The 26175-nt window shown below is 50.7% G+C and carries 23 protein-coding genes and 1 pseudogene; 17 read left to right on the top strand and 7 right to left on the bottom strand.

Features of this window, described 5'->3' with window-relative positions; translation table 11 throughout:
* The first annotated feature begins 56 nt into the window (after positions 1-56).
* The 5 genes from MKX76_RS19580 to MKX76_RS19560 are packed head-to-tail and all read left to right on the top strand — an operon-like array spanning position 57 to position 4839.
* Entirely contained in the window at positions 57-458 is a 402-nt protein-coding gene (locus MKX76_RS19580; protein WP_007132527.1) for a GntR family transcriptional regulator, read from the top strand.
* Between the two features lie 3 nt (positions 459-461).
* Complete coding sequence (locus MKX76_RS19575) at positions 462-1364, top strand: ABC transporter ATP-binding protein (protein WP_251535981.1); 903 nt, start codon at positions 462-464, stop codon at positions 1362-1364.
* A 16-nt stretch (positions 1365-1380) separates the two neighbouring features.
* Complete coding sequence (locus MKX76_RS19570) at positions 1381-2283, top strand: ABC transporter ATP-binding protein (RefSeq protein ID WP_007132525.1); 903 nt, start codon at positions 1381-1383, stop codon at positions 2281-2283.
* The gene (locus MKX76_RS19565; RefSeq protein WP_007132524.1) at positions 2276-3574 is read left to right on the top strand and encodes an ABC transporter permease; all 1299 of its coding nucleotides are present in this window, start codon (positions 2276-2278) and stop codon (positions 3572-3574) included. Before MKX76_RS19570 ends, MKX76_RS19565 begins: the two co-directional genes overlap by 8 nt.
* Positions 3575-3621: 47 nt before the next feature.
* A complete protein-coding gene (locus tag MKX76_RS19560; RefSeq protein ID WP_007132523.1) occupies positions 3622-4839 on the top strand; it encodes a TraB/GumN family protein in 1218 nt (405 codons plus the stop codon).
* Positions 4840-5021: 182 nt separating this feature from the next.
* On the opposite strand, the gene MKX76_RS19555 is transcribed toward MKX76_RS19560, so the two are convergent.
* Entirely contained in the window at positions 5022-5894 is an 873-nt protein-coding gene (locus MKX76_RS19555; RefSeq protein ID WP_341034493.1) for an AraC family transcriptional regulator, read from the bottom strand.
* A 154-nt stretch (positions 5895-6048) separates the two neighbouring features.
* Between MKX76_RS19555 and MKX76_RS19550 the strand changes: the two genes are divergently transcribed.
* The 11 genes from MKX76_RS19550 (at position 6049) to MKX76_RS19500 (ending at position 17362) form a co-directional block, all read left to right on the top strand.
* Positions 6049-7233: a Gfo/Idh/MocA family protein gene (locus MKX76_RS19550; RefSeq protein ID WP_341034492.1), complete on the top strand. Its 1185-nt coding sequence runs from the start codon at positions 6049-6051 to the stop codon at positions 7231-7233.
* A 291-nt stretch (positions 7234-7524) separates the two neighbouring features.
* Positions 7525-8124, top strand: coding sequence for a TetR/AcrR family transcriptional regulator (locus MKX76_RS19545; protein WP_007132520.1), 600 nt, complete (start codon positions 7525-7527; stop codon positions 8122-8124).
* Positions 8125-8314: 190 nt separating this feature from the next.
* Complete coding sequence (locus tag MKX76_RS19540; protein WP_007132519.1) at positions 8315-8788, top strand: DUF3574 domain-containing protein; 474 nt, start codon at positions 8315-8317, stop codon at positions 8786-8788.
* Between the two features lie 39 nt (positions 8789-8827).
* Positions 8828-9505 carry a hypothetical protein gene (locus tag MKX76_RS19535; protein ID WP_341034491.1) on the top strand — a complete coding sequence of 226 codons (678 nt, stop codon included), beginning with the start codon at positions 8828-8830 and terminating at the stop codon, positions 9503-9505.
* Positions 9498-11303: an NPCBM/NEW2 domain-containing protein gene (locus tag MKX76_RS19530; RefSeq protein ID WP_341034490.1), complete on the top strand. Its 1806-nt coding sequence runs from the start codon at positions 9498-9500 to the stop codon at positions 11301-11303. Before MKX76_RS19535 ends, MKX76_RS19530 begins: the two co-directional genes overlap by 8 nt.
* A 251-nt stretch (positions 11304-11554) precedes the next feature.
* Positions 11555-12220, top strand: a complete 666-nt coding sequence (locus tag MKX76_RS19525) for a TetR/AcrR family transcriptional regulator (protein ID WP_007132516.1) — start codon at positions 11555-11557, stop codon at positions 12218-12220.
* Between the two features lie 115 nt (positions 12221-12335).
* Positions 12336-13004: a pentapeptide repeat-containing protein gene (locus tag MKX76_RS19520; protein WP_084047061.1), complete on the top strand. Its 669-nt coding sequence runs from the start codon at positions 12336-12338 to the stop codon at positions 13002-13004.
* Positions 13005-13103: 99 nt separating this feature from the next.
* Positions 13104-14333: a serine hydrolase domain-containing protein gene (locus MKX76_RS19515; protein WP_341035063.1), complete on the top strand. Its 1230-nt coding sequence runs from the start codon at positions 13104-13106 to the stop codon at positions 14331-14333.
* A 310-nt stretch (positions 14334-14643) separates the two neighbouring features.
* On the top strand, positions 14644-15180 hold the full coding sequence (locus MKX76_RS19510) for a sigma-70 family RNA polymerase sigma factor (RefSeq protein ID WP_223260682.1): 537 nt from the start codon (positions 14644-14646) through the stop codon (positions 15178-15180).
* Positions 15167-16375: a DUF4179 domain-containing protein gene (locus MKX76_RS19505; protein WP_341034489.1), complete on the top strand. Its 1209-nt coding sequence runs from the start codon at positions 15167-15169 to the stop codon at positions 16373-16375. Before MKX76_RS19510 ends, MKX76_RS19505 begins: the two co-directional genes overlap by 14 nt.
* Positions 16376-16417: 42 nt before the next feature.
* Positions 16418-17362: a DUF5643 domain-containing protein gene (locus tag MKX76_RS19500; protein ID WP_341034488.1), complete on the top strand. Its 945-nt coding sequence runs from the start codon at positions 16418-16420 to the stop codon at positions 17360-17362.
* 396 nt (positions 17363-17758) lie between these two features.
* On the opposite strand, the gene MKX76_RS19495 is transcribed toward MKX76_RS19500, so the two are convergent.
* From MKX76_RS19495 to MKX76_RS19470, 6 genes and pseudogenes are all read right to left on the bottom strand, one after another.
* Entirely contained in the window at positions 17759-18751 is a 993-nt protein-coding gene (locus MKX76_RS19495; RefSeq protein ID WP_028407370.1) for a hypothetical protein, read from the bottom strand.
* 29 nt (positions 18752-18780) lie between these two features.
* On the bottom strand, positions 18781-19887 hold the full coding sequence (locus tag MKX76_RS19490) for a DUF4179 domain-containing protein (RefSeq protein ID WP_028407371.1): 1107 nt from the start codon (positions 19885-19887) through the stop codon (positions 18781-18783).
* Entirely contained in the window at positions 19877-20455 is a 579-nt protein-coding gene (locus MKX76_RS19485; protein ID WP_007132507.1) for a sigma-70 family RNA polymerase sigma factor, read from the bottom strand. Before MKX76_RS19485 ends, MKX76_RS19490 begins: the two co-directional genes overlap by 11 nt.
* A gap of 72 nt (positions 20456-20527) precedes the next feature.
* Positions 20528-21775 (bottom strand): anti-sigma factor, encoded by a 1248-nt coding sequence (locus MKX76_RS19480; RefSeq protein ID WP_028407372.1) that lies wholly within the window; start codon positions 21773-21775, stop codon positions 20528-20530.
* Positions 21772-22265 (bottom strand): annotated as a pseudogene (locus MKX76_RS19475) (sigma-70 family RNA polymerase sigma factor). The gene MKX76_RS19480 and the pseudogene MKX76_RS19475 overlap by 4 nt, the downstream one beginning before the upstream one ends.
* A gap of 340 nt (positions 22266-22605) precedes the next feature.
* Positions 22606-22824 carry a hypothetical protein gene (locus MKX76_RS19470; RefSeq protein WP_007132504.1) on the bottom strand — a complete coding sequence of 73 codons (219 nt, stop codon included), beginning with the start codon at positions 22822-22824 and terminating at the stop codon, positions 22606-22608.
* A gap of 470 nt (positions 22825-23294) precedes the next feature.
* Here MKX76_RS19470 and MKX76_RS19465 point away from each other — a divergent pair, with 470 nt between their 5' ends.
* The gene (locus MKX76_RS19465) at positions 23295-26087 is read left to right on the top strand and encodes an OmpL47-type beta-barrel domain-containing protein (protein WP_051425257.1); all 2793 of its coding nucleotides are present in this window, start codon (positions 23295-23297) and stop codon (positions 26085-26087) included.
* Positions 26088-26175: the final 88 nt, after the last annotated feature.

Below are 26175 nucleotides of genomic sequence, written 5' to 3'. Positions count from 1 at the left end.
AAGCAGAAGAAATAGGGGGACCCCATAAGGATATGGAAAAAGCGAGGTGGTAGAAGGTGCGAATTCCGATTCAGATTAACGAAAATAGCGCAGAGCCTTTATATCACCAAATTGAGACACAGCTGCGCTCGCTAATCATCAGCGGTCAGATCGAGGAGGGGACATTATTGCCGTCTATACGGGAATTTGCCGGAAATCTGAATTGTAGTGTGATCACGGTACGCAGGGTGTACCAGGATTTGGAGAGTGAGGGCCTTCTTCGCACCAGACAGGGTACGGGAACCTTCGTTGCCGGTGTCGGCGACCAGGCAAGAGAGCAATTTAAACGCGATGCCGTAATCGAAGCCTTGAACCTGGCCGTAGATCGAGGGCTTGCCGTCCAGATGAAACAAGAGGAGTTAATCGAGCTGTTCATGGAAGTTGTCCGCGAACGATATCAATCACGGGGAGGTCATTAACGAATGGAACCACATGTCATTGAGTTTCGTAACGTCATGAAACGGCGTCGAACGAAAACCATCGGACCCATCCAATTATCGATTCCTCAAGGGTATATCGTTGCGCTGGTGGGACCGAACGGATCGGGGAAAAGCACCTTGCTGAACATGATGATCCAGACGGTGTTCCCGGATGAAGGGGAGGTTACCTGGTTCGGTGAATCGCATTCGAAGGAGCTGCCGATCGAGGTTCGAAAGCAGATGGCTTTTGTGCCTGAGCAGCTGAGCGTGGAAGAACAGCATATGACGGCAGATCAGGCGGCTACCTTTCGCGCATCCTGGTATGACAATTGGGACGGGTACTTTTTTGACGAGCTGATGTCAAGGTTCGATGTTCCACGCGGCGTGAAGCTCCGCAAAATGTCGAAGGGCGAACGGCGGAAATTCGAGATCGCCGCTGCGCTGGCACCAAGGCCGAAGCTGCTGCTGCTGGATGAGCCGTCGTCGGGACTTGACCCGTTTGCCTGGAAGCAGATGATTGACCAGCTGCACAAGCTGATGAAGTCCATCGACACGACGATTATCCTCTCCACCCATGTGGTGGATGAAATCCGGCGTCTTGCGGACTATGTGATTCTGATTCATCATGGCAAGCTGCTCGGCATGGTCGAGAAGGATTCGCTGCTCGATAATTGGAAGGAATGCTGGATTCAAGGCGATGCCTCCATCGTGCGTGAACTGCCGGGGATTATCAGCAGCAGGCAGGAGAATGCGACAACGATATCTTTTGTGACGACGGAATGCTTGGAAGTTGAGAATATTCTACGGTCAGCAGGAATGACCTTTATCCAGACCCGCTCGCTGGAGCTGGACGAAGTTCTTCGTTTATGGATCGATGGCCATCAACCTGCCGACATGCAGAAATAGGAGAGGGGAAAAAGAAATGCAACGATTACTATTAGATAATGTCGTTAAAATTTATGCGGACAAAACCGCGGTGAACCGGATTTCGCTACAAGTGGAGGAAGGCGAAATTTACGGACTCCTGGGCGCCAACGGTGCAGGGAAGACAACGACCATGCGGATGGTGCTCGGCCTGATCTACCCGGATGACGGGACGATTCTATACAATGGCAAGCCTTACAGTAAGGAACTTAGACATATTATGGGTTATCTGCCGGAAGAGCGCGGATTGTATCCGAAGGTGAAGGTCAGTGAGCAGATTACGTATCTCGGCCAGCTTCGCGGCATGTCCGCCAAGGACGCCGACAAGAGCCTCAAATACTGGCTTGAGCGGTTTGAAGTACCGGAATATTACGATAAGAAGATCGAAGAGCTGTCGAAGGGGAACCAGCAGAAAATGGGCTTTATCGCAGCCGTCATCCATAACCCCCAAATCTTGATTCTGGACGAGGCGTTCAGCGGTCTTGATCCAGTTAACGTAGAGCTGCTGAAATCCACCGTTAAAGAGCTTCGCGACCAAGGCACCAGCATACTATTTTCAACCCACCGTATGGAGCATGTCGAGGAGCTGTGTAAAAACATAACGATCCTGCATCGATCCAACACGGTCGTGAAAGGCAATCTGAAGGAAATCAAAGCTAAGTACCCGCGCGAGGAAGTCATTCTTGGCACATCGGGCGAGGTTCAAGGACTGGAGTCGGTACCGGGTGTTACGGCGGTGAACCGTACCGAGGACGGATATTCCATCCGGATCTCTGACGTAAGCGCTGGGCAGCAAATTTTGAATAAGGCAATATCGCAGAGCGTCGTGCATCGGTTTGAAGTGAAGGAGCCGACGCTCAACCAAATCTTCATAAAGGCGGTAGGTGAATCCAATGAATAATATGTGGACGGTTATTCGATTTACATTCATGAATAAGGCAAGAACGAAATCGTTTCTTGTATCGACCTTGATTTTTGCACTCATTATTACCATCGGCATCAATTTGCCGTTCCTGATCCAATGGTTTACCGGTGACAAGGACGACTCCGGGGAAGCGGTACGCATCGGCCTTGTTTACGGACAAGAGCAAACCCTTGCTGAACAATTACAGACCACATGGGGCAACCTGCCGACTACGTATGAACTGGTGAAATACGAGGCAAATGATGAGGCTGCGCTGAAGCAAGATATTAAAGACGGGGTTATCGAGGGGTACCTGACATTCGAAACCCAAGAAGGCAATGCCTTCCCGACGGTTGTCTATAGCTCGGAGGATGAGGGCATCAACATGGAGCTTCAATCCAACCTGCAGGCGGCGCTCCAAGTTGCAAAGACCCGGACGATCGTTGCGGGGCTGAATCTGACGGATGATCAGATCAACGCGCTGAATACGCCGGTTCAGATCGATACTCGCAGCATTGACGCTAACGAAGCCGGCAAGGCCGGCGGTGCTGCTGCCGAAGACGAAGCTTCCGAGGTTATGAACTACATCGTGGTTTATGCACTGGTCATCCTGTTCTTCTTCACGCTCATGGGGACCGGGAATATGATCGCTTCAGAGGTTACAACCGAGAAAAGCTCTCGGATTATGGAGATCCTCATAACCAGCGTATCGCCGCTTAGCCAAATGTTTGGCAAAGTCATCGGAATGTTCCTGCTGGGATTGTCGCAAATCGCTGTATTTGCTGTCGTGATTGCCGTGAACGTGATGCTGCCGCATAATATCGGCGCACTTCAGGATATGAACCTGGATGTTTCGGCCATTGATCCAATGCTGATCGTGTTCGGTCTGATCTTCTATATTTTCGGATACTTCCTCTATGCGGTGCTGTATGCAGCTATCGGCTCCATCGTCAGCCGTACCGAGGATTTGGGCCAGGCGGTTATGCCGATCACGATGCTGTCGCTCGTCGCTTTCTACATCGCAATCTTTAGTCTAAGCACGCCGAACTCGATGCTGCTGAAGGTATCCAGCTACATTCCGTTCATCTCGCCGACAACGATCCTGATCCGAATCGGCCTTGGAGATATCCCGCTCTGGGAAATCCTGCTGTCGCTGGCGATTCTGTTCGTCGCAATCCTGATCTTTGGCTGGCTGGCTGCGAAAATCTACCGCACCGGCGTGCTGATGTACGGCAAGCGTCCGACCTTTAAAGAGCTTCGCAAAGCAATGAAGGCTTATAAGATGTAACCATGATCGCAATCCCACAACACCAACAATATTAAGGAGAACCACACATGAAAAATTGGAAACGAATGCTCTTATCGCTCATCGTCTCAGCGGGAATTATCACCACAGCGGCTGCACCTGCAATGGCTGCTCCCAAGCAGCCGGCAGTTAAGGTGAATGATCAGACCGTAGCATATGCCGGAGGTACTCCGGTCATCGATCACGGAACAACGTATGTTCCGCTGAAAACGACGCTCCAGGCAATGGATGCGAAGCTTAAGAATGCCGCAGATGGTACGATTCACGCCGTTGTGGACGGCAAGACGATTACGCTGAAAAGCAAGCTCAAGCGCATCAATGGCGTAACCTATGCCCCAATTCGGGTGGTCGGCGATGCGGCCGGATATGAGGTCCGTTGGGATGCCAAAACGCGCACGGTGGTGCTGGTTTCCAAGGCAACTGAAACCGCGCAGACCGGCGGCCGCGGGTTTATGTGGGAAGTAGAAAGCAATGGGAACACGGTATATCTGGTGGGCTCGATGCATATCGCGGATGACAGCTTCTACCCGCTGCGTCCGGAATTTGAGGAAGCCTTTGCCGAAGCGGATTATCTCGGTGTCGAGGTGGATGTCAGCAAGGCAGCCGACGACGCGCAGCAGCAGCTGATCATGGATATGGGCATGTATAAGGATGGAACAACGCTCAAGGATCATGTGTCCAGCGAGACGTACGCCAAGCTCGGCAAAATCCTGACGGAGAGCGGCATGAAGCCGAATGCCTTGGATGCGTTCAAGCCTTGGGTAGTGGAATCCACGATCAGCAGCTTGAAAGCGGTGAAGGCTGGATATGAAGCCGCTCAAGGGATCGATCTGTATTTCGTCCAGAAAGCGATCGAACGCAAAATTCCGGTAATCGAGCTGGAATCCTATGAATTGCAGCTGGGCATGTTTAACGGCTTCTCCAAAGAGCTGCAGGAGAAGAATCTCAACATCGCCTTGGACAATTTCGACGTGCTGGATGACGGCGTGGAGCAATTGGCTAAAATGTGGAAGACGGGCAATGATGAGGCGCTGCTGGAGTTCACCAACAGCATGGCTGTTGATGAGGAATACAACAAAGCGATGCTGATTGACCGAAACATCGGAATGGCCGAGAAAATCGACGGATACCTGAAAAACGGCAAAAACGAAGAGTACTTCATCGTGGTTGGTGCAGCCCATTATCTGGGTGAGCATGGGATCGTCAAGCTGCTGGAGGACAAAGGGTACACCGTTGTTCGTAAATAGATTGGCCTGCAAAAGTTGAGGCTCTAACACCGGGTTTGGAAAGAAGCTAGTAAGGCTTATCGAATCATACTTCGTAATAATTTGGATTATATTAGCTTAAATCAATGGTGAACAAGAAGCCAAGAGCAGGGATGTGCTCTTGGCTTCTTGTAGTTGCTGACTATGATATCTAAACAGAAGAATCATGTACTCGTCCATTTCTTTCGATATTGATGCGGCGTGATTCCCATATGCGACTTGAACAATTTGCAAAAATAGGAGCTATTCGTTAAACCGATCTCCTCCGCAATGAGTGAGATCGGTTTTTTCGTAGTTGCTAACAGCTGGATGGATTGATGAATCCTTCGGGCTGCAATGTATTCCGTGATACTGATCCCTGTCGCTTCTTTAAAGAGATGTGACAAATGGTAGGGAGACAGATGCAGCGACTTGGCCATATCGTCCAATCGGAAAGGTACCATATAGTTCGCTTCGATCCAGTTTAAGATATGCTCCACCCGATCATTTTTACGGCGAGTTTGGTAAGTTGTGATCCATTCCTTCCGCTTATCCCAGATCTGTTTCAGGGAGCGAAATAGTGCGACAAGAAACAGCGAAATTTCTTCATATTTTTCCGTGCCGGTCAGCGTCGGGAATCGATCGTGCATGCTCTTGTATACACTGTCAAGGTAAGGGTCTTCAACTTCATAAAGACAAGGGAAGGGGAGTGTACCCAAATAAATAAAATTATAAAATTCGTGAAGTGCGGGCCATTGCTTGAAATAAGCCTCATAAACCGTTGGTTCGAAAATCGCAATCGATCGTTCGAAGCATTGTTGGTTGTCGTATTCAAGCTTTAGATGATGGAGTTGGCAAGGCTGAAAAATACAAAGCATGCCCGGCTTAATCTCATAGCTGATGTTATTTACGATCATGGTTCCTCTTCCTTGATGAATGAACAACACTTCAAGTCCAAGGTGGGAATGGAAAGTCTCTTTATGCTCGTAATTTTCGCTTTTACGTCTATAGGCAAAGTACAAGGGAGAGATCCTGTCGTCGCTTGCAACCAACGGCAAGTTATTCGCCTCCTTCTTCCTCGTCTTCGTGCTTGCATTGAATATACCATACAATCCGCAACACAGCGTTATTTTCCCCCCATAACAAAATACATTTGCAAGGCTGCCCCAGCTACACTTCTTTATATAAAACAAAGTTGGGAGGCAAAAACGTATGTTAAAGGTTGCAATTATAGGTACGGGAGCAATTTCACCCAGTCATATCGAAGCATATCTGCAATTCGAGGACCGCTGTAAAATTGTTGCCCTATGCGATCTTTATCCCGAGAAGGCAGAAGCGAGGCGGGAGCAGTACGGACTAGATGCCAAAATCGTACAAGATTATAAAGAACTGCTCAAAGACGGAATCGATCTCGTTTCCATCTGTATGCCTCCGTATGTTCATGCGCAGGTTACGGTCGATTTTCTGAATGCAGGAAGCCATGTCGTTGTTGAGAAGCCTATGGCAGCGTCGCTTAAGGAATGTGACGATATGATCGAAGCGGCACAGAATAGCGGTAAGCTGTTGTCCGTTATCGCCCAGAACCGATTCAGAAACCCGATTATGAAGCTGAAGCGCATATTGGACAGCGGCATGGCCGGCAAGATTCTGCATGCCCAAGTGGATTCTTTCTGGTGGCGAGGCCATTGTTATTACGACTTATGGTGGCGCGGCACTTGGGAGAAAGAAGGGGGAGGCCCTACTCTAAATCATGCCGTACATCATATTGATGGATTGCTTTGGATGCTCGGTCGTCCAAGCCAAATACAAGCCTATATGAGCAACGTTGCTCATGATAATGCGGAGGTTGAGGATTTATCCATTGCGATGATGAAATATCCGAATGGAGCCTTGGGGCAGCTTACCAGCTCGGTTGTTCACCACGGCGAAGAGCAGCAATACGTCTTCCAAGGGCAGTTTGCCCGGATTTCCGCACCTTGGCGGGTCACGGCTTCCATTTCTTTGCCGAACGGATTCCCTGAACGCGATCTGAAGCTGGAAGAGAAAATTCAGAAATACTATGACGAATTGCCGGATTTGCCGTACGAGGGCCATACCGGTCAGATCGACAATATGCTGAGCGCGATCGAGCATGGAACACCGGTGCTCATCGACGGAGAAAGCGGCCGCAGCACATTGGAGTTGATCATGAGCATTTACAAATCCGCAAGCACGGGAGAGAACGTGCAGCTGCCGCTGCGAAAGGACGATCCTTTCTATACGCAGGATGGTGTTAAAGGGAATGTTCCTTATTTTTACGAAAAGGGCAAGAGCGTTGAGAATTTTACGGAGATGAAAATCACGACAGGAAGCAATTATGGCGCACAAAAGGATCATGTTGGAGGCATATCACAATGATCAAAAGCGATGGAATGAACGACGCCCCGACGTTTTTTTGGGAAACGGCAATCTGAACAAGTCTAGGAACGAACAAGCGTAATCATATGGAGCATTGGAGCTTCATTTTTCATTTGTTGGTGATTAAGAAGCCAAGAGCAGGCGTGCTCTTGGCTTCTTTTTGCAGCTGCTATGTTAAATCGGGGCAGCAGAATTTGTGATGGCACATCGACCTGATGTGACCCTATTTCGGCGGCGGGACCGCGTTATGTTATACTCGGATATATTAAATAATTTACAGGGGAGTATGCAATGAAACACAGAGAAATGTCCGAACGTACCGTGCGGAAGCTCATCGAGGTCGGAATCGATTTGTTTTCGGAGCAGGGATATACAAGCACCAGCATTGATCAAATCGTCAAGAAAGCGCAATTGTCCAAAGGGGCGTTCTATGCCCATTTTGAATCGAAGGAAGAATTTCTGATCCGGATTCTGAGAGAAAGCTTTCGCGAATATTTTGAAGGACTGCAGCATATTTTGGACCGGAAGAATCAGAACTTAATGGATAGTTATATGGAATCATCCAAGCTGACATTAAAAGAATCATATCAAAAGGGTTTCTCCCAGCTTCTGCTGCAATCGGCGATGGTTTCCCGGCAATTGCCTAACGTCCATGAAAAACTGAAGGCGTTGATCGATGAATGGAAGCATAATCTGATCCCCTATTTCGACGAGATGAAGAAGGAAGGGTTCATCAACAAAACGCTTGATTCCGAAAGAATATTTACGGTAGGAGTCGCTTTGTTTATGGGGTACAATATCCAGCATTACATCGACGAACAAGTACCGTTGGAAGATATGATGGAGGTTTTTTTAGGGGTATTACAATCTGATCAGCTTACGAAGGAGTGAATTTTGTTCGCTCCATATCCTCATTGCCGCGTTTTCCGTCGGTCCGATTCCACCGTTGTCTTTGGAACCAAACGGCCATTTTTATAAGACTAAGTTCCCATTGTGCATGAAATCTGCACATTCTATACTGGTGAAGTAAATACCGACCGGTAGGTATTTAATTTGACCTGACAAAGGAGATCTGAAAATCATGAAGAAGATGTGGCTTGCCGCGCTGTCTGTTGTTTTCGTATTGGCTTTTTTCATTGCACCCGTGCAGCAGTCTTTCAGTTCAGCGGAAGGCAGCTCCGGTGCGAACGGCACCGCCGGAAGCGCCCTGGACGGCCAGTTTCAACTCGGGCACGTTGTGAAAATTTACGTTCCTTCCACGGTGAACGGCGATATTCCGATTACCGAAGAGGCGCACGAAAAGTTCGTCGACCAAGCGCTTACCCAGTTTTCAGGCTGGTTCGGAGGGGCTACGGCGGTTGAAGGTACGGGAGCCTGGGTGGACGACAATAAGAAGCTGATCAAGGAAAAAGTGACGATTGTCTACGCGTTCGCGGAGAAGCTGGATAAAGCCGCAATTAATCAGGTTGTCGATTATGCCAAAAAAATGAAAGTGGAGCTAGGCCAATCTTCCGTATCGCTCGAAGTGGACGGCAAGATGTACTTTATCGAGTAAGCTGCTGGTACACAACTATCGATAGGCGGGAGATAGAAGATGAGAAAAATCGTAATCGCCTTGTCCGTTATGATGCTTGTCGTCTTGACGGGATGCGGAAAGCTGGATCTCGTCATCCATGATGACGGCTCGGGTAAAGGGAAGTTTTCGGTCGATCTATCGGGGATGATATCCGCCGATGAACTGAAGGAGGAACTCGAGAAGGAGATCACGAACGCGAACGCGGATGCCGGGAAAGAAGTCATCCGGCTGGACAGTTTCAAGGAGAAGGACGGAAAAGTCGACGCAACGGTTTCGTTCGATAGCCTGACCGCGCTGAGTGGCGGGGAAGACTCGCTGCTGGCGACGGTTGCGGATATGAAGAGGCTCTATCCCGAGCGGATCAACGAGCTGGTCGAAGCGCCCGGGGACATCGAGAAGATTGCGGATAAGCCTGTCGTCTATCTGAACCTGGACGATGATATGGAAATTACGGTTACGGTGCCGGGCAATATTCTGTATGCCACCGGCGGAACCGCTGCCGAAGGCAAGCCTCGAACGCTCCAACTGGCCTCAGATGAAGCGGTCATCGTCTACGAACCATCTGCGAATAGGTCGTGGATGGTATGGATTGGCGTGCTGCTGGCCGTCATCATCGCGGCGTATATCATCTATCGGAAAGGGCGGTTCCGGAACGCAGCGTCCGGGACGAAAGGAGGAAGCGCTCCGAATGCGTAACCGAAATCGTGTATGGATAGGGATGTTAGGATGCCTTTGGTTGCTGGCCGGCTGCAGCAGCGGCGGCGGAGAGTACGAGAAGCTCATGGCTTCCGCTGACAAGGCGATGGAGAGCCTGGACGTGGATACCGCCATCGCCCAGTACCGGAAAGTAGCGGAGATGGATCCTGAAAAATTGAAGTACGGCGAAGGACGGCTTGTGATCGCCAGTGAGCTGCTGATGAACGCGGAAGAACTGAAAGGCCGACTGGATGAACTGAAATCTCGAACCGAGGAAGTGAAAAAGTCGGTTGCAGGTCTCGATATCGAGAACGCAGAGGCGGAGGAAGTCGTCCGAATGAACGGAGAGCTAAGCGATATTCAATCAAACCTCGAAGAGTTCTCAACGACCTCCTTGTACAAGGAAATCTCGGATTTGCGAAATCAATTCATGAATGACATCAAAACCAAGAGAATCGATCCGATTGTGAGCGGGATCGAAGCCAGTATCGGGAAACTCGAGTTTAATGTTGCCGAAAGCGGCGTAGCGGAGCTGCGACAATTCGCGGGCGGCTTCTCCGAGGTGGTGGGGAGCATTCCGGAGGATTTTTCCTCCCGGATCGAGATGGAAAAAGCGAAGTATATCGAATTTCCGGTCACGTACACCAATCGGGAAGTAGTGCTCCTGCAAAATGATGCAGGCAAAATTACGTTCCTTGGCGAAGGGGTAAGACAGAACGAGCTTGTGCTGGTTTACAAATATGAAGGGGAAATCCGGCTTGCGTCCACGAAGGTTGCCCCGGAAATCCAGGCCGTATTCAGTGACGGCAGTTCGGTCGAGCTGGACGAGGATGACACCACGTTCCGCCATTTTCCGGACCACACCATTGCATACCAGCCGGTGTCGGATGATCCGGCCCACACGCTCGTCCGGCTCGACTATCGATTTGGTATGAACGAAGACGAAACGTACAAAAAAGCCGAAATCGGACCTGCAGGCGAGACGGCAACGCTCAAGGAGATCGCGGCGTTGCCGGACACGGAGCTCCAGCCTTCCTTGAGCGCCGTGAACGGCAAGATGACGGTCGAGATCAGCAAGATCGCCATCCAGGAACGTACGGTAACCGTCGAAGGCAAGCTGACGTCGGGCGCAGATGTCAGTCTTGAAACCCCCGCGTCGCTCTACGTGCCGTCCCATGAACTTTTCGACTCTAATTGGATGAACGAGGAACTGTTCGCCGGGGTGGGCAAAGAGTTTGCCGTACAGTTCGATTTACGTCACAGAATTCCAGCTGAAGCCAAGCACCTGAAATTTTACATTGCGGGAGTTCAAGTAAACATCGACCTAGCCACCGGGAAGGAATATGCTCCGTCGGGCCAAGAGCTGTTAACGCAGCAGATCATCGTTCCCGGCGAAGAAACGGACGTCACCGAAGGCTTCGATGATTGGAACGATACGTTTCTGGAAGACGGGAGCGGCAATCTGTTCGCCGACGGAATCGCCTTTATCCAGAAATATCATTGGACCGAGTCACCCTCCTTTTCAGTCGGCTTGAACCAGCAATACAAACGATTGACCGCGAAAGTCGCAGTCGACAAGCTGACCACCGGAAGCGAGTACGGAAGCAGCAAGGTCAAGGTCATGGGCGACGGAAAAGTGTTGAAAATACTGCCGTTCAGTTCGGCAAAGTCCGCTCCGCTGGACCTCGATGTGAATGTGAGCGGCGTCCGCACGCTGGAGTTTATCATCGCTCCTACTCCCGGCAAATATGGCGAGACCCAGCGAATTATTATCGGTGACGGCGTTCTTACGCCGTAAAGCATTGAACCGGCCTGCTGCAGGCCGGTTTTCAATCCTTTTTGCGGGTCCCCACGACCCCCTACTGAAGACGGCGGATAATCAAAAATTGATTTCAGGAAGGTTGACTAATGGTGCAGCAGCCGGCGAAAGTTGTTCATAATACATAACGACAAAGAATTTTATAAAAATAACGAATTAGAGGTTGACACCAAAAGATTCATCGGATATATTTGTTACATACCAACCGAATGTATGAAAGGAGAGGGCAAATGGCAAGAAACAAATATCCTGAAGAAACAATCAACCAAATCCTAACCGTGGCTCTTAACCTGTTCATGCAAAAAGGATACGAGCAAACCTCCATTCAGGATATTATCAACGAGCTGGGCGGACTGACAAAAGGAGCAATTTATCATCACTTCAAGTCGAAGGAAGAGATCTGGCAGGCCGTCATCGATCATGCGTTCAAAGGCGTTGACGAGATGCTGTCCGGCATCCGGGATGATAAAGGGCTGAACGGACTGGAGAAGCTCCGCAAGATTTCTCAAGCCTCTCTCGACAATGCTGCCAGCAACGAACTGGCATCGGTGGGGCCGAACCTCTTGCGTAATCCGAAGCTGCTGGCGGCCCAGATCGAGAACATCCTCGAAAAAGCCGTACCCGTCTATATCCAGCCCATTATCGAACAGGGAATGCGGGACGGCTCGATCCGAACCGACTATCCAAGGGAGCTTAGCGAAGTCCTGGTGATTCTCACCAATATTTGGTTAAACCCGGAGGTCATTGAGGCTTCCCCCGAGATGATGCTGCATAAGGTAAGATTTTTCGATGAAATATTGAAAGGCTTGGGGCTTGATCTGTTCGATGAGCAAATGTATCAACGATACGAGGAATTGTTTCGAGTGTCAGCGAGAGAAGTCAGCAAAGAAAACTAAACTGCCGAGAGGCAGCTTATTTTTAAGCCTATACATACCATCGGTTGGTATGAATAGGTGACCTGGCTCAAAAGTGATCATTAGAAAACTAATTATAAGGGAGATGTGAATATTTATGAATCAAACCAAAACCTCTAACTCGCAGGATCGGCAAGTAGTGACAAGCTTTAACGCAAGCAATCTGGCGAAAAGCGACTTTGCAGGCGTTACGGCCCACAATGGACAGTTTAAAAGCAGCTCGCTCTCGGGTTCCGACTTTTCGGGCGCTGATTTGACCGGCAGTTCGTTTAAGAGCAGCGACGTACACGGTGCCCATTTTGACGGCACGAATCTGACGGACTGCAACCTGTCTACCCTTGACCTGGCCAATGCAAGCTTCAATAAAACGGTCCTTGTGCGCACCGACTTCAGTAAGTCGAGGTTGGCCGGAGCAACATTCCTGGATGCCAAGCTGACCGACGTCAATCTGACGATGACCGATCTTAGAAACACCGTCTTTGAAAATTGTATGTTCGACGGGGCAGACTTCACAAATAGCGATCTGACAGGGCTGGTGCTTGACGGCCAAACCTTCATCGGCGTCAGGTTTGACAAGGCGGGGTTGAACGGCGTTTCGTTCAAGGGGGCGGTAATCAAGAATTCGTCTTTCCAAGGATCTTCGTTGTCCAAGAAGTATTACCGTGCCATCAAAACCATCTGCTTTGACGGCGCAACGATGGATAAGCTGACCTATGCGGCGCTTAAAGGCTTGGAGGCTAATCTGTCCAAGGTTACGGTTGTTTAAGACAAATGGAAAACGCCAAGCCGGGCGAAAGTGTAGTTTAAAAACAATGGGATTTACAAAAAAAATTTAAGTGAGGGATATCAAATGAATAAGATTGCAATGGGACATAGCAACAAAGGATTTACCGACAAAGGGCTGCGCAGAATGCGCGACGTGCTGGCAAGTCATGTCGATTCCGGGAAGATACCAGGGCTCGTCGCCCTCGTCAGCCGAAACGGGGAGACGCACGTCGAAGCGATCGGCACGATGCGCCATGACGGCGGCGCGCCGATGCGCCGGGACACGATCTTCCGGATGGCGTCCACTTCCAAGATGATCGGAGCCGCGGCGGTGATGGTCCTGCTCGACGAGTGCAAGCTGCATCTGGATGACCCGGTAGATAAGTGGCTGCCCGAGCTCGCCAACCGGCAGGTGCTGAAGCGACCTGACGGCCCGCTGGACGAAACCGTGCCGGCACGGCGGCCGATCACCGTGCGGGATCTGTTGACCTCTACGTTCGGACTCGGAGTGGATATGACGTTAATGGGCTCCCCGATCCAAAACGCGATCTTCGAGAATGGATTATTTGACACGCCAGGGCAGGAGATGCCGGAGCCGAATGAGTGGATGCGCCGCCTGGGTACGCTCCCGCTATGCTACCAGCCCGGAGAACGGTGGCAGTACCACATGAGCAACGAAGTGCTCGGCGTACTCGTTGCGAGGGTTACCGGTCAGACATTCGAGACGTTCCTGCGCGAACGCATCTTTGATCCGCTGGGGATGAAGGATACCGGCTTCTACGTGCCCGAAAGCAAAATTGACCGGCTGCCTCCGGCCTACGTTCCCGATCCGCAGACCGGCGAGTTCATCGTATGGGATGAGGCGGCAGGCGGACGCTACAGTAAGCCGCCAGCGTTCCAAGCAGGCGGCGGCGGACTGCTCTCCACCGTCGACGACTATGACGCATTTTTACGAATGCTGCTGAACCAAGGGATGCACGGGAACGAACGGATCCTGTCCCGGCCCGCCGTCGAGCTGATGACCACGAACCGCCTCACGCCCGAGCAGCAAGCATTCCGGGACGACTTGGCCAAAAACAACGTCCACCTGTCGCATGGCCAAGGGCAGCACGGCGGCTGGGGCTTCGGAATGGCGGTGCGCACCTACCGCGGCGACTATGCGTCCATCGGTCAGTTCGGCTGGGACGGCGGAAGCGGCACCTCGGCGTACGCCGACCCGGACAAACAGCTCACCGGAATCCTGCTTACTCAGGTGGGGATGTCCACCCCGGATTCGGCGCATCTTATCCACGACTTCTGGACCATGGTCTATCAGGCAATCGAAGACTGATATCGAGCCCGCGGGCTGGTCAGTCCGCCGATAACTCACGTCGCCAACCGATAACGGATTTTGGAGAAAGTACTTCTCTAAACCTTGATCATCTTTACCAATGAATTCATATGTTAAGGACATTTTTGGCAGCAGCTGTGTTAAAATTGAAGCAGCAGAATATGGTTGGATCGCAAGAAGATCGCCCTCCCTGATCTTAGAGTCAGGAGCCTGGCGATCTTTTTTTGCTCGAAATATAACCTTTCGCAAGACAAGCCCATCTAATCTTATAGAGGGCCCTCAAAAGGAGATGAATAAAATCGTGCAGAACATGGAATCGGAGGTCAAGCGGGCACAGCGGGGAGATCGGGAAGCGTTTATTCGACTCTTCCGCCAGCTGGAACCCGAGCTGTACTGCTTGGCAAAGACCATTGTAAGACGCGATGAAGATTGTGCGGACGTCTTTCAGGAAACGACCCTGAAGGCATATAAAGCTTTGTCGACATTGCAGCAGCCGAAGTATTTTAAAACCTGGGTGATCCGGATATTGATCAATGAGTGCAACCAGCTGCTTCGCAGCCGGGAACGAACGGTTGCCATGGCCGAGGTTCCGGAAACGGCTAGCTCCGCGGATTATTACGGGGACAGCCACAAGCTGGACCTTCGTGAAGCCGTCGATCACCTGGATGAATCATTGCGAATCGTCATTCATTTGTTTTATTTTCAGGATTTACCCATTAAGCAGATCTCAAGCATACTGGAAATTTCGGAGGGGGCTGTCCGGGCACGCCTGCACCGGGCGCGAGGGATTCTAGCGGAACGGGTAAAGCAATCACGGGAAGGGAGGCTGGCGTATGAAGCCTTTTGACTTAGACCAGGAACTCCGGAAGACAGGAAAAGAAAAGCTGGTGGCCGGGGTGCCGGATATGATTCGGCAGCGTCAGGATGAAGTTTATGCATCGCTGGCCGACCTGCCGATGCAGACCAGAACCGGCCGGAAGCAGCGCTCGGGCAGGGTCCGTACCTTCGCCATTGGCGCAGCGGCCGCAGCCTTTATCGGGGTGATGAGCAGCGCTTATGTATCGCCGATTATGGCGGAATCGCTCAAAAAGGTCCCGCTGATTGGGAGCATCTTTCAGATGGTTAACGACCTGGGGCTGCAGACGGCGGAAGAACGCGGGCTGGTTACTCCGCTGAGCGTCAGCGCCGAGCAGGAAGGCATAACGCTCAGCATACCGGAGGTCGTCTATGACGGAACCCGTCTGTCCATGGCCGTTAAACGGGAGGGTGAAGGCTTGGAGGGCGGTATCCTGGAGCATACGGCCATTCAGGAAGGCAATACGTCGAAAGATATCTATCCGAGAGGCGCCATTACCCGGGTCGAAATGCAAATCGACGGCACCTCGATTGATGACTATGACCTGGGCGCAAGACCAGGGCTATCGGGCAAGCCGACTTCGGACCCGAACGGCGCATTATTCGAAATGCTGAATATGTCCCTGGACGAGACCGGGATCCATATGCCTGACGAATTTCAATTGACAGTGAACATCACGCTGGAAGGGATTGCGAAGCCGTTCGTGATGGAAATTCCTGTCCGCAAAAGCACGGATCAGATCATCCTGCCTCTCAAAGAAACCAGGGAGTGGAACGGCATTCAATTAACGCTCGAGCAGCTTAAATTCACGCCGATCACGACCGGCATTCTGATGAACATTGAGCAGACGAATCCGGACAAAGCGCTCAGCGATGAGACCCTGCTATTCGAGGTGTGGGATGAGAAGGGCAGAGTTCTGGAAACGGTGGGCGGATTGGGGATATATTCGGAGGACAACCACCGGCAAGAACGGGAGGAGCTGCTGTTTGACCGCTTTGCGGAGACTCCCCGAGCGATCACGCTCAAAGTGTTTAAGCCCGAGCTCGCGGATCCTTCCCAAAAGAGCGGATCATTTAAAACCGACGAAAATGGGGACTTATTAAAGACGTACTTGGACGAGCTTGAGATCACGATTCCGGTCGATCAGGCCGGCTTGAAGCAGCTGTATGATGATCGTCAGCAATAAAGATGATACGGACGATAACAAACTTAATCAGGAGGAATCAATATGAAAAAGGCATATAAAGTGATGAGCTCCGTGGCTTTGGCCGGCATGATTATAAGCGGTGCTGCATGGGGGACGGCGCAGGCAGCCACTCAGCCTTCCGCGAAAGCACAGTCTGCGGTATCCCAGCGTGTAACCCAAGAGGGGGTAACCTTGAGCGTTGCCAAAGCGCTGTATGACGGAAACCATGTCCGTATTGAGCTTAAGCGCAGCGGGAAAGGATCTGATGGGAAGCTTGTCGGAGGGAAAATTGACGAGAAGACAGGCGACTACTTGCTTGGCAAGGGATCGATCAGCAATATCAAGATGGCCATCAACGGCAAATCGATTAACGAGTATGGCGGCGGCGATCACGCGAAAAGACCAACCCTCGTATGGGGACCAAAAGGAAATGATACGGCCGTCATCTACTTGACGGATGCCTCCCAGCTCGGAGGCAATCTTGAAGCATTCCCGGACAAGTTCCAGCTTACCGCCGAGGTTGATCTGGAAGGCTACAAAAAGCCGTTTAAGCTGAAGATTCCTGTCCAAAAAACAGCCGAGAAGCCGGTTGTTGTCAAGCCTAATGTAACCAAAACATTTGGCAACGTAACCATCAAGCTGAACAAGGCAACACTCACATCGACTTCGTCCAGGCTGCAATTGATTATGGAGGGGTACAAGCAGCATCCGGAAGCAAATCAGGACATACTCTTTGATTTTGTGGACGATCAAGGCCGTATCATCGAACGTATCTCCGGATCCGGCACAGACGAAAACAATGCGAAAGGGGATATGTACTACGATTTCGTGTTAGAGGCTGTCGGAAAGTCTGCCAAGTCCATCACGGTGAAGCCGTTTAAACCGGTAACGATAGATGACGGCTCCGGCCAATTCAAGGTGGACGCGAACGGCGAGATTGTCAAACAGTATATCAAAGAGCTTGAAATGGCCGTTTCCGTAAAGTAGCAAACGCCTTGCAGGATCGCCGGGGACAGACCCGTTTATGAGAAAAAGCTTAAAACCTTACAAGCACATGTACAAACAGCCAGTCGCCGAATATCCGGCGACTGGCTGTTTCGTTTCGTTAATCGTCTTCAACTATAATAAAATGAAGCGTCGGGTGCGCGTTGGATCAAGTCACTTCCGAAGGTGGCCACAGAAAAATTAAACAACCTTGATACGGTGGAACTCCGTACCAAGGTTGCTTAAAGCCTATCCGTTTTAATGCTGTCTACTTGATGGGGGGAAGATCAGCGTACCGACACCCATTTTTTCAAGGCTTTAATTGATCTCCTACTGGGCTCAATTCCTCGATGATCAGGGCATACTTTATGGAGAGAGCCGTCTTAGAAGGAGCAGCGGTTACTTTAACTTGAGAGCATAGATTTGCCCTTTCGAATTATACACGCCTTCCACGCTTTGTTTATTTTTCATAGTAAAATGGACGGTTCCTGGAAGATCTTTATCCTTGGCAGCTTTGTACCCGGTCAAATCCAGATTCATGCTGCTCTTAGCCAACGGAATGGCAGCTTGAAGGAGCTTGTCCTCGCTCATATTCATTAGATTCTTATACCCTTTGGTATATTCGGCTGCGGAATCCTGAAGGCTGGATACTTCAAACATCGTAACTCCCCGCGACGCTTCGTCAATGCTTATAAAGATCGGCATTTTTGCGGAAGTTCCTTGGAATGTCAGCTCGAAATGAGATTTGCCCTTTTCGGTAACATAGGACGCCTTTGTCAGTTTGCCGAGGCTTATGCCTTGGAATCCTTTGATAGCATCGCTCGCTGCATCCCGTATGTCCTGAGACACCGATTCTACCGGTATGGTGGACATCACACGCTTCACTTTGCCGTCAAGCAGTGTAATGTAATGATTGTCTACGTGCGCAAACACTCCAACCTTGCCTGAATCGGCTTGCTTGCCGGAATAGTTGATAGTAAGGGTGGCTGATTCGGGCAGCGATGCCACCTCCAGATCCTTGAGCACCGATTGGATAGTCTCTTTGCTGGAGCTTTGCAGATCCGCCCATTTTTGTTCAAGTTGGATGGAGTCTATTTTATTATTGGTAATGTTGACGTAACTGTAATGGGCTCCCTTAATCGTAAGCGTCCAGCCGGTATCATTTCCTGTTTTCCAACTTTCCACTTTGCTGAAAGAATAGCTTTTACCGGTTGCATCTTTCAGCTTTTTCTGTGCCTCGGATATTAATTTGGGATCGATTTTTTTGAGGGAAGAAGCCGCGGCAGCAGAAGTATTGGCTTTGGCTGCGGCATGCGTAGTCAACAGCGGTGCGGAAGTCATTAAAAGGCCTGCAGCCGTCAGGATCGTCATTGCTTTTATCGATTTTTTCATGTATGTTTCCTCCAGTGATTCGAAAATTTTTAGTCATTTCCCTCGATCGGTACAGTCAATTCCAGATCCTTGATGTATTCTTTCTCCCAAGCGTCAGGGGAGTCTCCATACACATAACGGAACGGCTTAATCGTGAATGACTGATGATCGGAAGGAAGGGGCTCGTACAGCATGTCCAAGCGACGGTAACCTTGTTTCATATCGTTAGCGTAGAGGTCAATGATTTTTATTTCTGTGCCGTCTTGACCTACGACTTCAAAGTAAATGGTCCGTTCATCCGAAGAAGTCTCTTTTAATACCAGCTCCATGCGAGTGGAGACTGGGGAGCGCTCCATTTCTTCCAGCCTCCAGCTAACTTGCCTTGATGATTTCTCCGCTTCCGGATATAGGATATGATTATCAGTATTTTTGCGCATCGGAATTTGCAGGATAAACGGCTCCGGGATCATCTCGAGCCTAACCTCAAGCGTCAAATTAAACGTTTCCGGCAGCACAGGCCTGCGGGCAGCTTGGTCCGAAGACGCTCCGGTAATCGTGACAATGGCGGATTCCGCATCGTTGCCGGGGCCGATATCCCAAGTAATGCTTTCTTCTGTTCCATTGATGAAGGCCCTCATCACTTGAAAGGAACCCTTGCTTTTTAGTGATGAAGCTTCGGATTGGCCGCGAGCGAAAGGATCAAACAGGGAGGCGGGATGTCCTGCCTCATCCAGTTGAAGCGCTATAGCTCCGCGCATGCCGTCGAACATAGCCTGCGATGCCGTTAAAGTGTAGCCCTCGTGTGTGTCATAGTAATCCGTTTCCGTGGCCAACCCTTTCTGCTCAGCTGCCTTTAATCCTAAGTCGCCTGCTAGCTTAAACACATTATGCATCATTGGAATGCGGCTTAGGGTTTCGGCCATCACGGGGGAAATGAAGGCAGAGGACACGATGACAACGACAATGAAAACAGCTGCCGTTCCGATCACAAAGGCATTACGAATGATGCTGCGACTACGTGATTTTCGGGTTAACCGAGCTCTGTCGGAAATGCGTTCCTCCGTCGATTGTAATATGCTGTCATATAGATCCTGCGGGATATTCAGATGATCAGCCGCCTGATGCATGTGATCCTTCAACCGTTCTTCAATGGACAAAGCAATCACCTCCCTTTTCTAAATCCAGCTCTACAGAATGTTTGCGAAGCTCTTTCAAGGCTTGATGGTGCCTCGATTTCACGGTCCCGATCGGGACCGCGAGCAGCTCGGAAATCTCGGTTAGGCTGTATTCATGATAGTACCGGAGAACAACGACAATTCGAAGCTTGTAGGATAAATGATTTAGAAGCTCGAGCAATTCTCGGCTTGTCTCGTTCCATACAATGACCCGGTCCGTCCGTGGGTGCTCGGGCTGGATTTCAAGCATTTTCTGGCGCTCGAACAGGCGGAATTTACGCCATTTTCTGCGCCTCCAGTCCTGAACCTGCCGGATCGCGATTCCGTGCAGCCAATTCCGAAAGGGACGATTGGGGTCATAATTGGGTAACGAGAGCCAAAGCTTAAAATAAATTTCATTCATGATATCCTCTATATCCTGCCGGCCGGATACAAGAAGAGCCACTGTTCGGTACACATTATCGACGGTTCGGTCATAAACATACCGGAATGCTTCCTTGTCCCCCTCCTTTAGTCGCTGCAGCCACGGCGTTAAGTCTGAACCTTGCAAGCTTGCTCCTCCTTTAATGTGACCTCACCTATATATTCGCTCCGAGTCGCCAAGAGGTTCGGTGAAAAATAATCACTCGTTCCAATTCCACAGCCGTACTTCCCCGACACGCAGGTCATGCACCCAGGAAACCTCGCGCAGCGTCAGCAGCTCCTTGACGGGACCGGTAATGACGGCACCATAGAGATGAACGCCATTCTCCTCTACGTAAGCCAATGAAGCGTCGACGTCAATGAACGGAGCTACCCGCTCGCTAATGAGTTTATACTCCTGCATGAGCCGCAGCGATTTGATGAAGTGAGCATTCCGCAGCTCCCCGTCCCCGTAGGTGTCCAATGACGGATAATGTCCGCCGCTGGACACGATTTTGCCGAACCAGCCGCGCTTTTCTTCCTTATAGGAGGTGATCGTCAAATCGTCATGATGCCAGACGGGATAGGATGGAAATCCGACAGGGTCGGTGATTACGCCATCATGATTGCCGAACCGGTCCTCCGGTCCGGTATCCACGGCAAACCAGACGGGCTCCATGTTCCGTTTCTCGAATTGCTTCAGCAGCTCATCCGTAGTGAAGAAACGGTTAAACGATACATAGGCTTCGGCCACGGTGCCTTCGGGAAGCTTCTCGAGCCGGGACCAGTCACCGCTTTTTGCGGAAGAGGCGCTTGCTGTCTGTTTGTTTGACTGTTCCCTGGGATCTTCATTTGGATTCGCGGAAGAAGTCTCTGGAGTAGGGTCCGGCCGATAGAATATCTGCGATTGACGCGAGCTGCCATTCTTCCAATCCGCATTGACGGAAGGCAGCCCAAACAGGAAGTTGACGGTGTACTCACCGACAGTCACTCGTTCGCTTCCTACTTGCTTTTCCATATCTCCGTATATCTCTTGCATGAAATAGGTTTTGCCCTGACTGTTCAGTGAAACGTTAATGTTAGGCATGGTGATCGAGATGGCCGAAGCAATGGCATCCCGATATTTATCGTTTCGGCTCGGATCGCCGACACCGTAGAACAGCGCGGTACCGATCGAGCTAAGAAAGGTAATCACCAGGAATGCGGTTATCACTGTCAACGTATTTGAGATTCGGGCTTTCCATTTGGCCCTGCGAACAATGCGTTTTTCCTTCTTGGGTGAGAGGTCGTTCTGAACATCGGCCGGGCGCTTAGATCCAGCATTGTCCGGTTCGTTATCCATCCATTCGTTTAAATAAGCCTGATATTCCTCCAGCTTCTCCATTTCCCGTTCGATTTCGTTTTTCTCCTCGTCCGTCAGCTTGCCGTCCGCATAATCTCTCAATCGCTGCTTGAAATCTTCGCTCATAACCTTCCGTCCTTTCGTTTCATTTCCCGCAGCCGCTGCCTGGCTCGAAATAAGGTGATTTTGATATGGGATAAGGTGATGCCCATAATATCCGCAGCTTCCTGGTAGGTGAATTGGTGAAAATCCACCAGGAGCACCGCTTGCCGCTGCTTCTCCGGAATATCGGCCAACATTCGTCCAATTTCTCTTTGGACTTCTTGCTGGAGCAGGGTGATCTCGGCGTATCCCGGTCGACCATCCGAGCGAAAAAAGCGGCATCCTTGACGATGCTGCGGCTTGCCTTGCGCTGATAATCCACATAAGCGTTATGGGCAACGCGAAATAGCCATGGCTTGATTCGTTCATTCTTCCAATCCTCAAGGTACAGGTACGCCCGGTAAAAGGTTTCCTGTACCAGGTCTTCTGCCGTATGGTGATCATAAGAGAGGGAGTACAAGTAACGGTAAACGTCTTTGACGTAATATTGATATATCGATTCCAGACTGTTCAGGTTCCTGCCCTCCTCTCTATGTAATTCACGTATAAGCGGAGCATAAAGTTACAGTTTTTCGCCGTAAAAAAATGAAACAGGGCTTTGTTGCACATTCGAAAAGCTAAATATACCTGGAGAGCCGGTTCTCGAAATGCACCTTAACCGCAGCTACCCATACACCGCAAAAACAAATACCAAAAGTAAAAGCCCGCCGGGAGCGGGCTTCCATTAGCAGATGGGCATGCGATGCAGTGAGCGATACTTGAAGGTCATAATAGCAAGCTACTACGGGCTATCATCTCTACACAGAAAATGCTTGTAATATGCTTAAGCAGGGAAACAGACGGAGATTCCGGGTTTAATCCGATCCTTTTTTTCGATAATGATCCAGGCACATCCCTGCAGCAAAGCAGAATACGAGAATGAAGCGAGCGCCGTAGGCTATGGTGAATGGACTGCCGGGAGCTTCGTCCTGCATCATATGGATAGTCCAATCGAGCGCATAACTGAGGCAGGAAAATAACAGGGCACATAACAACCCGATCAGTATGGATTTTACAAGTACAAGATGTTTCATCCGCATGGTTCCTCCTATTCAAACGTCGGGGGGATGGATGGCTTGAAGCTTATCCGAGTCCCGCCCTCTTTGACTAGATCGTAGCAGACCTCCGAGCGGCAGGTTTGATTATTTTTGCTAAACGCTCCCCTTTAAATAAGGCTGGATTTGGATGCAAGTAAAGCAGGCAGTTAAGCGATTTCTACTTCTTTTGAAATCTCCACAAGCGTTCCATCCTCTTGAATCAAGCGCAGTTTGGGGTGACGTCCAGAACGCAAGGAAGAATTACAAATTCCATGAAAATGAGACATTTCTCAAACCGTTCGCTTGTTTTTATAATAATCAGCAAGAACGGAGCGAGGGCCTGGTTTATCGGTTCTAAGCCCCTCCACTTCAATAAGAAAGGAGGCTAAAAGAGGTAAGCCTGTAAACGAAGTGCACCTAAAAGCCAAGTGTGAGCCAGGAACGATATGAAAGAAAGGGGAACCTTAATGATATTGGGAATCAAACAATTGAAGAAACAGCTGCTGCTAATTACGGTCATGCTGGTAGGATTTGCGCTGCAGGCATCGCCTGCGCAAGCGAGTTCGCCGATTAACAAACAATTCGGTGAGCCGGTCTCCATGGGGGCTCCGATCCAGCAAATCGCGATTTTTGAAAGCGCTTATGGCCAAGAGGACGGCCGGGACGTAATGTACACCACGGTCAATGGGAAGCCGGCGATGTTAAATGTCATCGATCTCGCAGACAATAAACTGCTCCGCACGTTCCCGCTTCCGGATGCGGACAGCTCTTGGGCAAAAGCCGTAGCCGAAGACGGAACGTTATTTATAGCAGGTCAATCCAAGGTTTACCGCTATTCCCCTCAAACGAAAGAGCTTGATGATCTTGGGGTCGCGATTCCGGGTGAAACTTCGATTTGGGGATTGATTACGGACGAGCAGGGAAATCTGTACGGCGGTACGTATCCAAACGCCAAAGTGTTTAAATTCGATCCTCGAACGGAGACGTTTACGGATTACGGCACGATGGTGGAGGGCCAAGGATATGTTCGTTCCATCGCTTACGCCGATGGCATCGTATTTGCAGGAATCGGGACGGTTGGACATATCGTCAAGCTGAATCCGGTTACCGGCGAGAAGGAGGAACTGCCGATTCGGGATATTCCGGGCGTTAGCAGTCTTCCGTTCGTATACGGTCTGGATGCAAGAGGTGATTATCTCTTCGCTTACTTAAACGGCAACGGAACAACCGCGTTGATTATATACGATATGGCGCGGGGCGTGTGGCTGGATGAGGTTTACAACGGATACGGCGGCCTCGATGTATCGCCTGAACATGAAGGGAAAGTATATTTCGTTCAAAATCGGAAGGTCCAGGCTTTTGACATGACGACGCAGCAGGTGACGGATACGGGACTTGCCTACGGAACCGGCTTCCGCTCCAGCGGATGGGTTCGTTTTCCGAACGATCCGGAGCTTCCGGGGGAGACCTTGGTTACGATCCAATTCGGCGGAAAGGCGGCCTTGTTCAATTTTGAATCGGGCATACAGAAGATGCTGCCTGCCGTCGCCGAAGGGCAGCCTACGCTGATCCAGGCTCTGGAGAAAGGGCCGGACGGCAAAATTTATACAAGCGGCATGACCTCCGCACTGGGAGGAGCATTCGATCCGGTTACGCGCACCCATTCGACGTATCCGATGGGTCAAGCCGAAAGCATCGGCTCGCTCGGCAATGATCTGTACTTCGGCATATATCCGAAGGCGGAGATCCGCAAATTGGATACGACGAAGCCGATCCAGACGGATCCGAGCAAGCCGAACCCGAATCCGGTATCCCTGTTCTACATGGGTGAAGATCAAGATCGCCCTTATGTTCAGACGTCCGGAGACGGAAAGGTATACTTCGGAACGATACCGTATTACGGGGAATTGGGCGGAGCCCTAGTTGCGTACGACCCGGCATCGAATACATTCGATGTACATCGCCAAGTCGTGCATAACCAGAGCATTGTGGGCTTGGCCTACAGGGACGGCAAGGTCTACGGTTCGACCAGCATCCGGGGAGGTCTCGGAATCGATCCGACCGAATCGGAAGCGAAGATGTTTGTATGGGATGCCGTAAGCGGGGTGAAGCTTAGCGAGTTTACGCCGGATATCCCGGGAGCGGTGAAGGCACCGATCATGATCAGCGGGCTGACCTTCGATCAAGACGGCCTCCTCTGGGCTGCCGCGGACGGCATACTGTTTGCCGTTGACCCCGAGACGCAGGAGGTAGTGAAGAGCAAGGTTATCTATCCGGGCGTCACGGATTACGGGATGTGGCGGCCGATCCATCTGAGATGGGGACAGGACGGCTTGCTCTATACCGATCTCTATGGCAAGCTGACGGTTCTGGATCCGAAGACGATGGAGCATGAGGCATTAGGGATTAATACGGCGCTCTTTACCCTAGGGAATGACGGAAACATATACTACGCGCAAGAAACACGGATGTACATGATCCCTGTTTCCGATGTTGGGGAAGAGGAGGATACCCAGCTTCCAACGACAGAGGCCACGGTCAGCCCGGAGCAGCCTGATGGACAAGAGGGGTGGCATGTCAGCCCTGTAACGGTAACGCTGTCGGCTTACGATGAAGGAAGCGGGATCGCTTCCACTGAATACTCGTGGGATGGCGGGCAAACCTGGACGTCCTATGCCGGTTCGCCTTTGCAAGTGAACGAGAGCGGACGCTATGAGCTCACCTATCGTTCCATCGACAAAGCCGGAAATGAAGAAGCTGCGAAATCGATCCAATGGCGGTTGGATCACGAGGGGCCCTTCATCGATTGGAAATCGGCGGTGCCTGAGGTGATCAGCAGCTCGGACGATCTTGAGATCGGTTTCGAGCTTCGGGATGAATGGTCAGGGGTTGCTTCGAACACCGCGTCGCTCACGCTGGACGGCGAGCCAATAAATTCGGATTCCTCCTCCATTCCGTTGTTCCGTCTTCCGCTCGGCCAGCATACGTTGACGATCCGGGCAAGCGATGTGGCGGGCAATGAATCGGTGCATGATATTACGTTTACGATTGAAAACAGCTTCGAAAGTCTGGAAAAGCTGGTGCAACGCTTTGCGGAGCAGGGCTGGATCGATAATCACGGGATTGCGAACAGCCTGGCAACAAAGGCCGCCAAAGGCAACGTTTCTTCATTCATTGACCAAGTCGAAGCGCAGGCAGGCAAGCATATTTCCACGGAAGCCGCAGCTTATTTGATTCAGGCGGCCTCGGCACTCCTATAAACGTTCTTTAAGCTTCTTAAGGGCATCTGGAATGAACTTCGTAGACCAGATGCCCTTCCTTTTAAGGACCTCATGAATTACAAGAGAC

Source organism: Paenibacillus sp. FSL R5-0810 (genome assembly GCF_038002285.1).
In the GTDB taxonomy this organism is placed as follows: Bacteria; Bacillota; Bacilli; order Paenibacillales; family Paenibacillaceae; genus Paenibacillus_AQ; species Paenibacillus_AQ lactis.
This window is presented reverse-complemented; position numbering and strand designations above follow the sequence as displayed.